Genomic DNA, 15,595 nt, shown 5'->3' with positions numbered 1-15,595 from the left:
AGAATTATTATTTCAGCAATTGCAGAACTGCAGAGAGGCCATTCGGATACCCATTATTTTAATGGGCTATATGAATCCTGTAATGCAATATGGCTTTGAAAAATTTTGTGAGGATGCCGCAAAAGTTGGTGTAGATGGATTAATCTTACCCGATTTGCCTCCATATGAATTTGAAACTTCTTACGGCAAGATTATTAAAAAACATGGATTAGATTTTATTTTCTTAGTTACTCCTGAAACCTCTGAAGAGCGTATTAAAAAATTAGATGAATTAAGTACCGGATTTCTGTATGCCGTTTCTTCTTCTTCAACTACGGGTAATGAAAAGGATTTTTCTTTGGTAGAAAGTTATTTACGTCATTTGCAAAACCTCAGTTTGAAAAACCCTATATTAGTGGGTTTTGGTGTGAAAGACAGAATAACGTTTCAAACCGTATGTAAGAATGCAAATGGGGCCATTATTGGCAGCGCTTATATAAAAGCATTGAGCGGAGGTAAGGGGATAGAAAAAGAAACTGCCAGTTTTTTACAATCTATTTTATAAAAAGTATTTTAAAATATAACAGACAACCAATAACGGATGAAAATAGCCATTGTAAAATATAATGCTGGTAATATACAGTCTGTTTTGTATGCATTAGAGCGTATTGGCTTCGCAGCTGTCGTTACAGATGACTTTGAAGAAATTAAAGGTGCGGATAAAGTCATTTTTCCGGGGGTGGGAGAGGCAAGCAGTGCCATGAAATATTTGCGTGAAAGAGATTTGGATTCGCTTATTAAAAATCTTACGCAGCCTGTCTTGGGAATTTGTTTAGGCATGCAATTGATGTGCAAGCGCAGTGAAGAAGGCAATGCCGAATGTTTGGGCATTTTCGATGAAGAAGTCAAACAATTCCAATCAAAAGACTTTAAGGTGCCCCAGATTGGCTGGAATAATATTTATGATTTGCGAACCCCACTATTTGATGGAGTACGAGAAGACAGCTTCATCTATTTAGTGCATGGTTACTATGCTTCTATAGGCAAACATACAATCGCCAAAACCAACTATATTCAGCCCTACAGTAGCTCACTACATAGAAATAATTTTTACGGAGTGCAGTTTCATCCAGAAAAGAGTGCTGCAACGGGTGAACTGATCTTACGCAATTTTATTGAGAAAACGTAAACCGTGTAGGGATAATTTTGGGGCTTCACAGAGCGTCCCTAATGATGCCGTCTTTTAAAAATAGAAGTGTAACTTTAGGACGAAATAAATAGATAGATAAATCAAATAAATTATTAGCGCAACATAACAATATACCATGCCCTTTTATAAAAAGCAGACAAATCATTATCAGCCAAAAAAAAATATTATTGTCGGTCGCAATCCGGTAACAGAGGCTTTGAAAGCTGGTGATAATATTGATAAAATATTATTATTTAAAAACGCTACTGGAGAAGCCATCAATTTGATTCGGCACAAGGCAAACCAGTTAAATATCCCGGTGCAACATGTACCAATGGAAAAATTGAATAGTCTGACCAATACCGCCCATCAAGGTGTGGTTGCTTTTAAGTCTTCGGTGGTCTATCAGGATTTGCAGCAAATAATTGATTGGATAAATGATAAAGGTGAAACGCCTTTACTGTTAATGCTCGATGGGGTTACCGATGTACGTAATATTGGTGCAATTGCACGAAGTGCCTTATGCACCGGCACACATGCAATCATTATTCCCGATAAGGGTGTAGGCGCTTTAAATGAAGACGCCATAAAAAGCAGCGCTGGGGCATTGGAACAAATACAGATCTGTCGGGTAAACAGTTTACTTAAAGCAGTTGACGAATTGCATTTGAATGGTATAAAAGTTTTTACCAGTGAGATGGATGCAGAACGGAAATTATTTGAGTTGGACCTTAAAGATCCTTGTTGTATTGTGATGGGTGGCGAAGAAAATGGAGTACAGTCTTATATTTCCAAGGCAGCAGATGCTAAGTTTTCAATTCCCATGAAAGGTGATTTCGATTCTTTAAACGTCTCGGTCGCTACTGGTATTTCTTTGTACGAAGCATTAAAACAGAGAATGGTTTAATCGTCAAAAAGAGCCGCCGATATATTCTTTAAGGCTGTTTCGATTGTCTGTTGCTTACAAAGTTGGCTGCTTTGCTCTTCAAGATGAGCAAAGGAAAACAATCTCAAAATAATTTCTTAAAAGAAGTTGGTACTTAAATTAAAAATGCCTTCTTCATACTTAAGAATCCAACAATTCATACTTACCTAATTTATCCAAATCCAGGAGAGTCGTTTTACCATCGTCGCTTTCGTGATACATTTGGACAAATTTGGCATTAAAGATTACTTCATCAAAAGTATAAGATGTTCGTTTCAACACATTACTGGAATATACATCATCGAAGCCTCTTATGAGTATATACAATTCGAAGTCTAAGTTTTGCATGTCTTCTACCGTGAGCCCTAGTAAGGGACTATTCTCATCAATTGGATGCACTACTGTCCAGTTCATCATCAATGAATCTACGCGATTGCGTTCAAGCGGTAAATCGTAGAACTTATAGGTAGATTCTCCATTTTCATTTAGCAGTAAACTAAGATTCACTTTAATGGTTACATCGGTAAGAGAGTGTTTGTTTTTATGGGTTGCTAATCGAAACATCAATGCTGTAATATCTTTGTAAGGAGCTACCACTGCGTGGTGGCTAAAACTGATATGTGCCTTGGCTTTTGAAAAACGTCCGTATAATAAACCGGTCGCAATGGCAAATGATAAAAAACCTATCATCGCTTCAAAAGCAGCTACTAAGTTTACGGCATCCCCTATAGGATTTATTCGACCATAGCCTACGGTGGTAAAGGTTTCCGTACTAAAGAAAAAAATCTCTTTTATCTTACTCCAATTACTCTTGTTTATAAAGCCTTGAAATCCATTAATACCAATGAGTATATAAATTAAGCTAAAAAAAACATTGGCCGCTAAATAACAAAGAACCAGCGTAGCAATAAACTTCCATCTTGGCATATCAAGCATTGCCTGGAAAATACTAAAACGTTCTCTAAGTGGTATGCCCTGTTTGCGTAAATTATAGCTACCGTCTTTGTTGATAAACCTTCCGCCATAATTGTCGCCTTTGGATCCAAAACCAGTGTCGTTATTGGTATGCGAAAATGGATTGATTTTTTTGCGCAGCGCCATTGTTTTATTTTATGTATACAAACCTACGAAAAGTTAAAGCATCCTTTTTAACTTTTACTAATATCTTAATAAGTTGTAACTTTGTCAATTATTTATTTTAACAAAAAAAAATATATGTTGGATACGATTGAAAGTGCGATTGACGACATCAAAAATGGTAAATTGGTAATTGTCGTGGATGATGAAGATCGTGAGAATGAAGGTGATTTTATAACTGCTGCTGATAATATTACTCCTGAAATAATCAATTTCATGAGTAAAATCGGGCGAGGTTTGATATGTGCGCCTGTTGCTGAATCCATTGCAGATAAGTTGGATTTGACTTTAATGGTACCCAAAAATACGGCATTGCACGAAACACCTTTTACGATCAGCATTGATTTATTGGGTCATGGGTGCACAACGGGTATTAGTGCACATGATCGTGCAAAAACCATATTGGCACTCGTGGGCGAAAATACAAAGCCGGAAGATTTTGGAAGACCGGGACATATTTTCCCGCTAAGAGCTAAGGATGGGGGTGTTTTGCGCCGAACGGGTCATACGGAAGCTGCTGTGGATTTGGCTCGTCTGGCCGGGTTTAAATCCGCTGGTGTTTTAGTGGAAGTTATGAATGAAGATGGAACAATGGCACGTCTGCCAGAACTGGAAGTTGTGGCAAAAGAACACAATTTAAAAATTATTTCTATTAAGGATTTGATTGAATATCGATTAAAAACTGATTCTTTAATCCAGGAGGAAGTTCGTGTAAAAATGCCTACTAAATATGGTGATTTTACTTTGATTGCATTTAAAGAAAAGAACAATGCAGCCGAACATTTAGCATTAATCAAAGGGGAGTGGAAGGAAGGAGATGCTGTACTTACACGTGTGCATTCGAGTTGCTTGACCGGAGATATCATGGGTAGTTTGCGTTGTGATTGCGGCGATCAGTTGCATGCGGCCATGAAGATGGTAGAGAAAGAAGGTACAGGCATTGTTTTGTACATGAATCAAGAGGGAAGAGGCATTGGCTTGATAAATAAATTACACGCTTATAAATTGCAAGAAGAAGGCTTAGACACGGTAGAAGCAAATTTGCAATTGGGTTTCAAAGCGGATCAAAGGGATTACGGGGTGGGGGCTCAGATATTACGTCATTTAGGTGCGACCAAATTGCGCTTAATGAGTAATAATCCGCGTAAAAGAGCCGGGCTCAGTGGCTATGGCATCGAGATATTGGAAGTTGTTCCCATAGAAGCTATTCCCAATGAACACAATGAGAAGTATTTAAAGACCAAGAGAGATAAAATGGGACATGATATTTTGAAATAATGCTTAAGAAAATTACGAAACCTGCCACAAATTGGTAGATTTTAATGTACTTCAAATGGTAAGCAACTTTGGTCTTGTTTTAAAATTCCCCTTTATAATTCCTCATTCCTAATTTATCGTTCTTAAGGCAAATTGTCTTATTTTCGCAAAGAATTTTTTTATAAAATTAATAATCAAAATAATATGGCATACGACGTATTGGTAATTGGAAGTGGCCCGGGTGGTTATCCTGCAGCAATCCGCGCTTCTCAGTTAGGATTTAAGGTAGCAATTATAGAAAAAGAAAGTCTAGGTGGCATCTGCCTTAATTGGGGTTGTATCCCTACCAAGGCATTGTTGAAAAGTGCCCAGGTAAATAACTATTTTAAGCATGCAGATGCTTATGGTTTAAAGGCCGAAAAAATAGAGGCAGACTTTGCGGCAATCATAAAACGTAGCCGGGGTGTAGCCGAAAAAATGAGCAAAGGCGTTCAATTCTTGATGAAGAAAAACAAGATTGATGTAGTAATGGGTACGGCAACATTAAAAACAAAATCTCAGGTAGAAATTGTCGCCGCAGATGGCAGCAAGCAAACCTTGGAAGCTAAATTCATCGTAATAGCTACCGGTGGTAGAAGCCGCGTATTACCTAATATTCCACAAGACGGTAAAAAAATAATTGGTTACCGTGAAGCAATGGTTTTATCTGAACAACCAAAATCTATGTTGGTGGTGGGTAGTGGTGCTATTGGGACTGAGTTTGCGTTCTTCTACAACAGCATCGGAACAAAAGTAACCATTGTTGAGTTTGCAGACAGAGTTGTTCCGGTAGAAGATGCAGATATCTCTAAGGAACTAGAAAAACAATTCAAAAAACAAGGCATTGAAATTTATACAAGCGCAAGCGTAGAAAGCGTAGATATTTCAGGTACAGGTACAAAATCTACTGTGAAAAAGAAAGATGGCAGCACATTCACGATTGATGCCGACATCGTTTTGAGCGCAGCTGGCGTCGTGGCAAATGTTGAAAATATTGGTCTAGAAACGTTAGGTATCAAAACAGAGAAAGGGAAAATAATTGTAGATAAATACCAACAAACCAATGTAGCAGGAGTTTATGCTATTGGAGATTGTACCCCACATCAGGCTTTGGCGCACAAGGCTAGCAAAGAGGGCATCAATGCGGCTGAACACATGGCTTATAATGAAAAGAAATTAGCACATCAACCTGAAGGAATTGATTATGGAAATGTTCCCGGTTGTACCTATTGTGAGCCAGAAATTTCTTCGGTTGGAATGACAGAAGCACAAGCAAAAGAAGCAGGCTATGAATTAAAAGTAGGTAAATTTCCTTTTATCGCTTCTGGTAAGGCAACCGCCGCAGGAGCGACCGATGGTTTTGTAAAAGTAATTTACGATGCCAAATATGGTGAATTATTAGGTGCACATATGATTGGTTTAAACGTCACTGATTTAATTGCTGAAGCTGTAGTTGCCAGAAAACTGTAAACAACCGGCCACTAAATATTAAATGCAATTCATCCGCATCCAACTATGAGTGAGGCCTTTAAGGAAGCGACCGCAGTGGCTTACGGTGAAGCTACAGATATTTAATACCACTAAACAATTAAGTATAAAAATAGCCGCTGCAGATTTTGTGGCGGCTTTTTAGAAGAACCTGATGCTATTTTTAAACTAGACACAGAAAATCCTGATTTTAGGAAATAGTTTTTAAATAATCTTTATTCATAAAAAGGGAGATGGCGTCGCCACCTCTCCCTTTTTATGAATAAATTTTCGGCTTTCACCTTGTGATAAATTAGTTGAAGATTTGCTTGATGTTTAGACAGCCTCTTTTTATATCAGAATACCCCTTAATTATCGGCGACCTCTTGCTGGAGGGGAGTAACTGCGCGAAGGTGCGGAGTAAGAACTACTACTTCTTGTCGGAGGTGAATAGCTACGCGTAGGTGCTGACCTTTCTGGAGGAGAGTAGCTACGTATAGGCGCTGATCTTTCCGAAGGGGAATAACTACGTGTATCAGGTCGGGTGTATTCTCTATTACCTCTCGTTGACGGGGTATAGCTTCTATTATTGGAATTGTAAATATTATTACTGCGTTCTACCGGAGCATAAGCCCTGACGCCCCTTGTATTACTCAAATTCATATCGCGAGCAACAAGACGTGAAGAAGAGTTTCTTGCATAAGCTGACGCAGAAGGATTAACTACTTCTCCTCTTCTAGTAAGAACGGTATGTCTTTGAGCGCGAGTAACAATGTAGGGGGCGTATCCCCAATTATGATATCCACCGTAGTAGCCTCCCCACCTGTTATATCCCCATCCATAATAACCCGGCCAACCATAAATACCTCCCCAACTAGAGTAAATGCTACCCCAGCCATAGTAACCTCCCCAACCGTAACCCACTCCCAGACCCCATCCGAAAGGAGAATAACCATTCCAACCCCAAGAATCCCAGCCTCCATATAGTCCTAATCCCCAAAATGGGTTGCCAGCATAAAAGTTAGAACCGAAATATGACGGATTATAGACATAACCATCATCGTATGCGCCACTGTTAAAGTCTATTTTAGGCTCGGGGCTAGCTGAAGTGTCTGCATCCCAGTCATCAGAATAACCATCATCATCACTATATTCCTGATTATCTTGCTGTTGTTGGTCTTGATAGGAAGGACTGCTGTTATTATATGCGTAATCCTGCCCTGGTGCAGACTGGTACACAACAGTACAACCTCCCAACATTAGGGAGACAATACCAACGAGTAATAAATTATTTTTCATGATTAATCTTTTAATAGAATTTTTGCTACTTTATAAACGGAGTAAAATACCAAGTTGCTACTTATCGTATGTTTTTATTTGGTTTAATTCTTAAAATTTAAAACTTTGTAACATTGATTATAAATTTACTTACGAAGTTAGTACTTTTGCTGCGCTTATTATTTGACTTTAGGAAGAAAAATTATTTAATTTCACTATGGTAATAAAAAGTTAATTTTAAAAACATCATTAAACGGAGACAAGACAATTATTAAAACATATGAGCAAAGAAATTACATCTCGTTCACAGGATTATTCACAATGGTACAATGATTTAGTAATTAAAGGAGAATTGGCCGATTATAGTGCCGTGCGTGGCTGTATGGTAATTAAGCCATATGGATTTGCTTTATGGGAAAATATGCGCGATGTATTGGATAAGATGTTTAAAGATACGGGTCATGTAAATGCCTATTTTCCATTATTTGTCCCTAAAAGCTTATTCGAAGCAGAAGAGAAAAATGCTGAAGGCTTCGCCAAAGAATGTGCTATTGTTACGCATTACCGCTTAAAAGCAGATCCTAATAACAAGGGGAAATTAATCGTCGATCCGGAAGCTAAGTTGGAAGAAGAATTGGTAGTCCGTCCTACTTCTGAAGCTATTATTTGGAATACATATAAGACGTGGATACAATCTTATCGAGATTTGCCAATTTTGGTTAATCAATGGGCTAATGTCGTTCGCTGGGAAATGCGCACGCGCTTGTTTTTGCGTACAGCGGAATTCCTTTGGCAGGAAGGTCACACCGCACATGCCACAAAAGAAGAAGCTTTAATAGAAGCAGAGAAAATGTTGCATGTATATGCTGATTTTGTAGAGAATTATATGGCACTTCCGGTAATAAAAGGGGTGAAAACAGAAAGTGAACGCTTTGCAGGGGCGGAAGACACCTATTGTATAGAAGCCTTGATGCAAGACGGAAAGGCTTTACAAGCAGGAACCTCACATTTCCTTGGTCAAAATTTTGCAAAAGCATTTGATGTTAAATTTAGTGACAAGGAAAATAAGTTGGATTATGTTTGGGCAACCAGTTGGGGTGTTTCGACGCGATTGATTGGAGCTTTAATAATGGCACATAGTGATGATGAAGGATTAATTTTACCGCCCAAAATTGCGCCCTTCCAAGTGGTGATTGTGCCTATTTATAAAGGTGAAGAACAAAAAACAGTTATCGATAAAAAGGTAAACGAAATAATGGCTGCTTTAAAAGCAAAGAACATTCGTGTTAAATACGATGATACTGAAAATAGCCGCCCGGGATGGAAATTTGCGGAACACGAAAAGAAAGGAGTTCCTGTTCGTTTGGCTATTGGCACCAGAGATTTAGAAAATAATGTAATTGAAGTGGCACGAAGAGATACTAAAGAAAAAGCGACCCATAGTTTAGAAAATATAGCAGAGAGAGTTGAAAATTTGTTAGCGGAAATTCACCAAAATATGTTTAATAAGGCAATGGATTTTCGAGAAGAGCATATTACAAAAGTTGATTCTTGGGAAGAATTTCTAAAAACTTTGGATGAAAAGACTGGCTTTGTTTCTGCACATTGGGATGGCACAGCAGAAACAGAAGATAAAATAAAAGAGTTGACAAAGGCGACTATACGTTGTATTCCATTAAACAATCCTCAAGAGAAAGGCAATTGCATTTTAAGCGGAAATCCAAGCACACAAAGAGTTTTATTTGCAAGATCCTATTAAAATATTTTTAGCTCATTTTTTAAAAGTTTTTTAAAAGCAAGTTTTATTAGCTTGCTTTTTTCGTCAATGAATCATCGTAACTTTAAGGCTTAATAAAGTCAAATGTCCAATCTTCATATTCTTAAAGATTTTACTGATAAATTAAAAACGCAAAAGGAGAATACTCCTTTATTTTTTATCGGTCACGGTAGTCCAATGAATGGTATTGAGCAAAATGTTTTCAGTAAGAGTTGGCAGCTGATTGGTCAAAATATAGAATCTCCAAAAGCTGTGGTCATTATTTCAGCACACTGGCTTACACAAGGTACCCATGTGACAGCGATGGAAAATCCCAAAACCATTCACGATTTTGGTGGTTTCCCTGATGCTTTATACGAGGTGGAGTATCCAGCCGAAGGAAATCCTTCGTTAGCCCAAGAAATAAAATCCATTGTTGAAAAGACGCAAGTTGGACTCGATCATGACTGGGGTTTAGATCATGGCGCATGGTCAGTTATTCGGCATATCTTCCCCGAAGCAAATATTCCGGTTTTACAATTAAGTATCGACTACCACAAACCCGCTAGTTACCATTATCAATTAGCAGGGGAGTTGAAAAGTCTACGCAAAAAAGGCGTATTAATTATTGGTAGCGGAAATATCATTCACAACCTTCGAATGGTCGATTGGCATAAATTAAATCAGGAAAATTATGGCTACGATTGGGCTTTAGAGATTAATGAGGTATTTAAGAGTAAAATTGAGAGTCGCGAGCATGATGCACTTATCAATTATCAGGGGCTTGGTCAGGCTGCACATTTAGCCATTCCGACTCCTGATCACTATTATCCACTCATTTATACATTGGCTTTGCAAGGAAAAAATGAAGAGCCTTTCTTCTTCAATGACAATCTTGTTGGCGGATCTTTAAATATGACTTCCATATTATTTCAATAAGGTTTATTTTTGCACCATGAAATATCAAATAGGAGACGAAATATTAGTATTGCAAACAAATGAAGAAGGCCGTGTACAGGAAATATTGAATGAGAAAATGGTGATAGTAGAAGTACGTGGCGTGCGTTTTCCCATACAGACAGATCAAATAGATTTTCCTTACTTTAATCGCTTTTTTCAAAAAAAAGTAATTCCGGAAAAAAAGATTGACAAAACGTATATTGATCAGATACCAATAGAAAAAAAAGTTCAAACAAATCAGATCAAAGCTTCCGTTGGCGCTTGGCTTACTTTTATTCCCAAATATTCATTTGATGAATTTGGAGATGACATGGTAGATTATTTTAAAGTTTACTTAGTCAACCACACCGATGATATGCTCCGCTTTTATTATCGCCAGGATGCAAACGGCCAATTACAGTTTGAGCTAAAGGCCGAAATATCCCAACAAAAAGAGGTGTATATACAGGATTTAGATTTTTCGGTACTCAATGATAGTCCCCTTTTCTCAGTTGAATTTTCCTTGGCAAAACCGGATAAAAAGCATGCTGAATTTTATGAAACTGAACTCAAACTAAGACCTAAACAAGTATTTAAAAAGGTGGAGGAACTGAAAGATAAAAGTGAGCCCACTCTTTCTTATCAACTTTTTGAGACTTATCCTGAAAAAGTAATAGAAGACAACAAAATAGACCTAAGTAGTCTTTCTAAAGCTGGCTATAAAGTATATGATGCCTCTAAAATAAAAGAACATTTGCCTCCCGTCCGCAGTGTGGTAGATCTACATATTGAGAAGATTTCCAATAATTGGAAAGGACTGAATAATTTTGAAATCATACAAATGCAACTAAAAGAATTTGAAAAATGGTATCAGATTGCTGTTGCGAACATGCAACCCAATCTTATTGTTATTCATGGCGTAGGCAAAGGTGTGTTGCGCGAAGAAATACACCATATCCTTAAGGCAAAAAAAGAGGTCAAAACTTTTGTCAATCAGTATGATGTACGTTTTGGCTATGGTGCCACAGAAATATTTTTTCAATATTAAAACTGAAAATATTCTTCTTCTTGAAGGCATTTAAAATTTTAATTTGTTGTATTTTGTGTGATAAAATAAAAATTAAATGCCATCTAATACTGCGCTGAAAAGAAATGTAGCACTGCTTATAATCGTAGCCTCACTTGGTTATTTTGTGGATATTTATGATCTACTTATTTTCTCCATCGTAAGAGTAAAAAGTCTTCAGGAAATTGGTGTGCCCGAAACAGATTTACGAAAAGTAGGTGAATATATTCTCAATATGCAAATGGCTGGTTTATTACTAGGCGGTATACTTTGGGGTATAATGGGCGACCGCGTTGGCAGGATTAAAGTATTGTTCGGTTCTATTTTATTATATTCCATTGCCAATATCTGTAATAGTTTCGTGCATGGACCCCAAACCTATGCATTTGTCCGTTTTATAGCTGGCATAGGTTTAGCCGGTGAACTAGGTGCAGGAATAACTTTAGTTTCAGAAACTATGAGTAAAGAAAAACGCGGTTATGGTACAATGATTGTGGCAGCAATTGGACTGTTGGGCGTCATTGCGGCTAAAGAGATTTCTCATTATTTCGATTGGAGGAATGCTTATATCGTTGGGGGTGTTTTAGGATTTGTTTTACTGTTTTTGCGATTGGGCATTTTTGAATCGGGCTTGTATAATGATGTTGCAAAAAGTAACGTGAAAAAAGGTAATTTCTGGATGCTATTCAACAATAAAAAAAGATTTTGGAAATATATGCATTGCATACTCATTGGTATGCCTTTGTGGTATGTTGTCGGCATATTACTGGCACAATCTCCTGAGATCGGAAAGGCTTTAGGCGCACCTAAAACATTGGACGCTGGCACTGTAATTATGTATGCCTACATAGGTATCTCATTGGGCGATATATTTGCCGGATTTTTGGCGCAGATTTTACGTTCTCGACGGATTGTTATTCTAATATTTTGTCTTGTTACGCTTATTACCTGTTCCTATTATCTAAGTTTTAAAGGCATCTCCAATGAGCAGATGAATTGGCTGGCTTTTGCCATTGGTATAGGAGTTGGCTACTGGGCAAATTTTGTAACGATTGCCTCTGAACAGTTTGGCACCAATATAAGAGCAACTGTAACAACTACTGTTCCCAATTTTGTAAGAGGTTCGCTTATTCCAATTACGTTTCTTTTTGAGCTTTTAGTACCGCATTTTCATATTATTGCTTCCGCATATATCATGTTGTTTTTCCTTACTGCGGTGGCGTTATTTTCTTTGAGTAAATTAAAGGAGACATTTAGCAAAGACCTAAATTATATAGAAGAAGATACGGTGCCGATTTAATTTTAATTAAATAATCTTAACGAATGAATCATATTTCCGCTACTGTCATTACCATTGGTGATGAATTGTTAATCGGGCAAGTTGTTGACACGAATAGTGCTTGGATTGGTCAGGCATTAAATAGTATAGGGATTTGGGTAAAACGCAGAATTGCTGTTGGTGATAAATGGGATGATATTTGGAACACTTTAGAAGAAGAACAAAGAGTGGCCGATATCATTATTATTACAGGCGGCCTTGGCCCAACTGCCGATGATATAACGAAGCCTTTATTGAATAAATATTTTAATGGGGAGTTAATAATCGATGAAGCTGCATTACAAAATGTACAGCAAATTTTTGCACGCTACAATCGTCCTATGATACAAAGTAATTATAAACAAGCCGAAGTCCCTAATACTTGTAAAGTAATACAGAATGCTAGAGGAACAGCTCCGGGTATGCATTTTGAGCAGAAGGGTAAGATATTTTTTAGCCTGCCGGGCGTCCCTTATGAAATGCAAGGAATGATGGAGGCATATATTTTACCTGAACTTAAAAAGCGATTTGTTGCGACGCCGATTCGTCATCGTACGGTTACTACTTGTGGGCTGGGAGAGTCTTTTTTGGCAGAAAAAATAAAAGATTTTGAGACTTCGTTACCCACTAGCATAAAGTTGGCATATCTTCCTGGTGCTAACATTGTACGTCTTCGTTTGACAGAGCAATTAGAGATAAATCGTGACTCGGTTATTGATGAATATTTTAATCAATTGCAAGAACTAATTCCAGAGATCATTATTACCAATGAAGACATAAGTATTCCTGAGGCCATCGCCCAATTATTATTGCGAAAAAATAAGACTATAGCAACGGCGGAAAGCTGTACAGGGGGTTATATTGCCCATCTGCTTACAGCCATACCTGGTGCATCCAGATATTTTTATGGGTCTATTGTGAGTTACGATAATAGTGTTAAGGAGAATGTTTTAAATGTAAAAGAAGAAACTATTAAAACCTATGGCGCAGTTAGCGAAGAAACAGTAATAGAAATGGCTAAGAATGTTCTCGAAATAATCAATGTGGATTATGCAATCGCAGTTTCGGGGATTCTAGGACCAGATGGCGGAAGTCCGGATAAACCAGTAGGCACTGTTTGGATAGCGGTAGCTAATAAAACTATCACAAAAACACAAAAATTATCATTTAGATATAATAGAGAAAAAAATATGGAAGCTACAGCCAATAATGCTTTTAATCTATTGCGTTTACTAATTAAGGAAGTAGGTTAACGCTGTATTATTTTTACAATTGAAAACTAAATCGTACTTTTCCGCAGTCCTTTTTGTTTAATTAATGACGCATAAAAATAAACTATGGCTTTAATAGAATTAACAATGCCCGCATTGGGTGAGGGAATTATAGAAGCAACGGTATTAAAATGGCTAAAAAGTGTAGGAGATTCTGTACAAGAAGATGAGGCCGTTTTGGATATTGCTACAGATAAAGTAGATAGTGAAGTTCCGTCCACCGTGAATGGCGTCCTTAAAGAATTGCGTTTTAAAGAAAATGATGTAGCTCCCGTAGGAGCCATTATCGCCATTATCGAAACACAAGGTGAGGAGCAGCCTTTAACAGATCGGCAAAGCATACAGAAAACGCAGGTGCCTAATCTTGATACAGAAAACGCAAGCAACATTCCTTATGTACCTATGGAGAGGACAGTCGCGGAAAATAATATTAGATCTGAACGCGAGATTACATCAGAAAATAATAATGGTTTTTATTCGCCATTAGTTTTAAGTATAGCTAAGCAAGAGGGGATCAATGCGGATGAGTTGGCAGGTATTGCTGGTACTGGCAATGAAGGCCGTTTATCTAAAAGAGATATTTTAGCCTATTTGGAAAATAGAAAGAAGCCTTCTTCCGCTATTCAAAAATCAGTTGAACAAAAACCTGCCGTCGCAGCGACCGCACAACCGCAACTTAATCGTTATTTAGGTGAGAATGTAGAAATAATTGAAATGGACAGGATGCGTAAGTTGATAGCGCATCATATGAAAGAAAGTCAAAATACTAGTGCAACGGTGACAAGTTTTGTAGAAGTAGATGTGACCAACATGGTAGAATGGCGTAACAAAATAAAAGTGGATTTTGAAAAAAGAGAGCACACGAAGATTACTTTTACACCCATGTTTATTGAATGTATTGCGCGTGTCATAAAATGTCATCCATTGATCAACAGTTCTGTTGATGGTGATAAGATTATCGTGAAAAAAAATATCAATATAGGAATGGCAACTGCTTTATCTAATGGAAATTTAATTGTTCCGGTTATTAAAAATGCAGACCATTTAAATCTTGTTGGGCTATGCAAAGCGGTAAATACAACTGCTCAAAATGCCCGTAATAATAACCTGAAACCGTCGGACACGCAAGAAGGAACCTTTACAGTAACCAATGTAGGCAGCTTCGGTAGTATCACCGGAACACCTATTATCAATCAGCCCCAGGTTGCAATACTTGCTATCGGTACTATCAAAAAACGTCCCGTCGTAATTGAAACAGCACAAGGTGACACAATTGGTATTCGTAGCATGATGATACTTTCCTTGAGCTATGATCACCGCATAGTTGACGGTGCCTTGGGCTCCACTTTTTTGAGTGAAGTTGGGACAGAAATTGAAAACTGGGATTTAAAGAAAACGATATAAAGCGTCATACAAGAAGCGACTTTATTTTTTGGGTGACTGTTTTTTGTCTATATCAATTATATAATGCTTAATCATTCATACTTAGAAACGCCTGTTGGACTGATCCAGATTCAGGCTAATGAAGTCGCTGTTACTTCTATACTATTTGTTGAGGAGGCGGAGGACGATGTTGAAGAGAGTACCTTGACAAAAAATGCAGTAGTACAATTGACTGAATATTTCGATAAGAAAAGGAAGTCCTTTAGTATTCCTCTTGTAATTGATGGTACCGCATTTCAACAAAGTGTTTGGGAGCAGGTAAAAAAAGTCTCATTTGGAAGTACCGCAACATATCTGCAGATCTCTAAACTTTTAAATAATGAGGGAGGCGTTCGTGCTGTTGGTACAGCCAATGGGAAAAACAGGTTTGCAATTGTTATCCCTTGTCATCGTGTAATTGCTACTAGTGGTGGACTTACAGGCTATGCGTGGGGGTTATGGCGGAAAGAATGGCTACTTTATCATGAAGGTATTTTCACACAGACCAAATTGTTTGATTAATTAAGCAGGTTACAGCGCTCGAGTTTTAAT

At 37.6% G+C, this 15,595-nt stretch carries 14 protein-coding genes; 12 read left to right on the top strand and 2 right to left on the bottom strand.

Annotation, left to right across the window (positions count from 1 at the left end):
• The 3 genes from trpA to rlmB all read left to right on the top strand — a co-directional run.
• A partial coding sequence (gene trpA / locus ACQR30_RS16890; RefSeq protein ID WP_429736944.1) for a tryptophan synthase subunit alpha occupies nucleotides 1-544 on the top strand: 544 nt, incomplete at its 5' end.
• A gap of 36 nt (nucleotides 545-580) precedes the next feature.
• A complete protein-coding gene (gene hisH / locus ACQR30_RS16885; RefSeq protein WP_429736943.1) occupies nucleotides 581-1,168 on the top strand; it encodes an imidazole glycerol phosphate synthase subunit HisH in 588 nt (195 codons plus the stop codon).
• Nucleotides 1,169-1,304: 136 nt separating this feature from the next.
• On the top strand, nucleotides 1,305-2,075 hold the full coding sequence (rlmB, locus tag ACQR30_RS16880; RefSeq protein ID WP_429736942.1) for a 23S rRNA (guanosine(2251)-2'-O)-methyltransferase RlmB: 771 nt from the start codon (nucleotides 1,305-1,307) through the stop codon (nucleotides 2,073-2,075).
• A 159-nt stretch (nucleotides 2,076-2,234) separates the two neighbouring features.
• Here rlmB and ACQR30_RS16875 read toward each other — a convergent pair whose 3' ends face one another.
• Entirely contained in the window at nucleotides 2,235-3,194 is a 960-nt protein-coding gene (locus tag ACQR30_RS16875) for an ion channel (RefSeq protein ID WP_429736941.1), read from the bottom strand.
• A 114-nt stretch (nucleotides 3,195-3,308) separates the two neighbouring features.
• On the opposite strand from ACQR30_RS16875, the gene ACQR30_RS16870 reads away from it, so the two are divergent.
• Both ACQR30_RS16870 and lpdA read left to right on the top strand, forming a co-directional pair.
• Nucleotides 3,309-4,508, top strand: a complete 1,200-nt coding sequence (locus ACQR30_RS16870; protein WP_429736939.1) for a bifunctional 3,4-dihydroxy-2-butanone-4-phosphate synthase/GTP cyclohydrolase II — start codon at nucleotides 3,309-3,311, stop codon at nucleotides 4,506-4,508.
• A gap of 183 nt (nucleotides 4,509-4,691) precedes the next feature.
• A complete protein-coding gene (lpdA, locus tag ACQR30_RS16865) occupies nucleotides 4,692-5,996 on the top strand; it encodes a dihydrolipoyl dehydrogenase (protein ID WP_429736938.1) in 1,305 nt (434 codons plus the stop codon).
• Between the two features lie 369 nt (nucleotides 5,997-6,365).
• On the opposite strand, the gene ACQR30_RS16860 is transcribed toward lpdA, so the two are convergent.
• Nucleotides 6,366-7,292 carry a hypothetical protein gene (locus ACQR30_RS16860; protein WP_429736937.1) on the bottom strand — a complete coding sequence of 309 codons (927 nt, stop codon included), beginning with the start codon at nucleotides 7,290-7,292 and terminating at the stop codon, nucleotides 6,366-6,368.
• 259 nt (nucleotides 7,293-7,551) lie between these two features.
• On the opposite strand from ACQR30_RS16860, the gene proS reads away from it, so the two are divergent.
• The 7 genes from proS to ACQR30_RS16825 all read left to right on the top strand — a co-directional run bounded on the left by proS (nucleotide 7,552) and on the right by ACQR30_RS16825 (nucleotide 15,565).
• Nucleotides 7,552-9,030: a proline--tRNA ligase gene (gene proS, locus ACQR30_RS16855; protein WP_429736935.1), complete on the top strand. Its 1,479-nt coding sequence runs from the start codon at nucleotides 7,552-7,554 to the stop codon at nucleotides 9,028-9,030.
• A gap of 102 nt (nucleotides 9,031-9,132) precedes the next feature.
• The gene (gene ygiD, locus ACQR30_RS16850; RefSeq protein ID WP_429736934.1) at nucleotides 9,133-9,966 is read left to right on the top strand and encodes a 4,5-DOPA dioxygenase extradiol; all 834 of its coding nucleotides are present in this window, start codon (nucleotides 9,133-9,135) and stop codon (nucleotides 9,964-9,966) included.
• A gap of 16 nt (nucleotides 9,967-9,982) precedes the next feature.
• Complete coding sequence (locus ACQR30_RS16845) at nucleotides 9,983-11,014, top strand: Smr/MutS family protein (protein ID WP_429736932.1); 1,032 nt, start codon at nucleotides 9,983-9,985, stop codon at nucleotides 11,012-11,014.
• A gap of 76 nt (nucleotides 11,015-11,090) precedes the next feature.
• Nucleotides 11,091-12,332: an MFS transporter gene (locus ACQR30_RS16840; protein WP_429736931.1), complete on the top strand. Its 1,242-nt coding sequence runs from the start codon at nucleotides 11,091-11,093 to the stop codon at nucleotides 12,330-12,332.
• A gap of 23 nt (nucleotides 12,333-12,355) precedes the next feature.
• Nucleotides 12,356-13,603: a competence/damage-inducible protein A gene (locus tag ACQR30_RS16835; protein ID WP_429736930.1), complete on the top strand. Its 1,248-nt coding sequence runs from the start codon at nucleotides 12,356-12,358 to the stop codon at nucleotides 13,601-13,603.
• A gap of 84 nt (nucleotides 13,604-13,687) precedes the next feature.
• Complete coding sequence (locus ACQR30_RS16830; protein ID WP_429736929.1) at nucleotides 13,688-15,025, top strand: dihydrolipoamide acetyltransferase family protein; 1,338 nt, start codon at nucleotides 13,688-13,690, stop codon at nucleotides 15,023-15,025.
• Between the two features lie 63 nt (nucleotides 15,026-15,088).
• Nucleotides 15,089-15,565, top strand: coding sequence for a methylated-DNA--[protein]-cysteine S-methyltransferase (locus ACQR30_RS16825; protein ID WP_429736927.1), 477 nt, complete (start codon nucleotides 15,089-15,091; stop codon nucleotides 15,563-15,565).
• Nucleotides 15,566-15,595: the final 30 nt, after the last annotated feature.

The sequence above is a fragment of the Arachidicoccus sp. genome, assembly GCF_050436765.1.
Taxonomy (GTDB): domain Bacteria; phylum Bacteroidota; class Bacteroidia; order Chitinophagales; family Chitinophagaceae; genus Arachidicoccus.
This window is presented reverse-complemented; position numbering and strand designations above follow the sequence as displayed.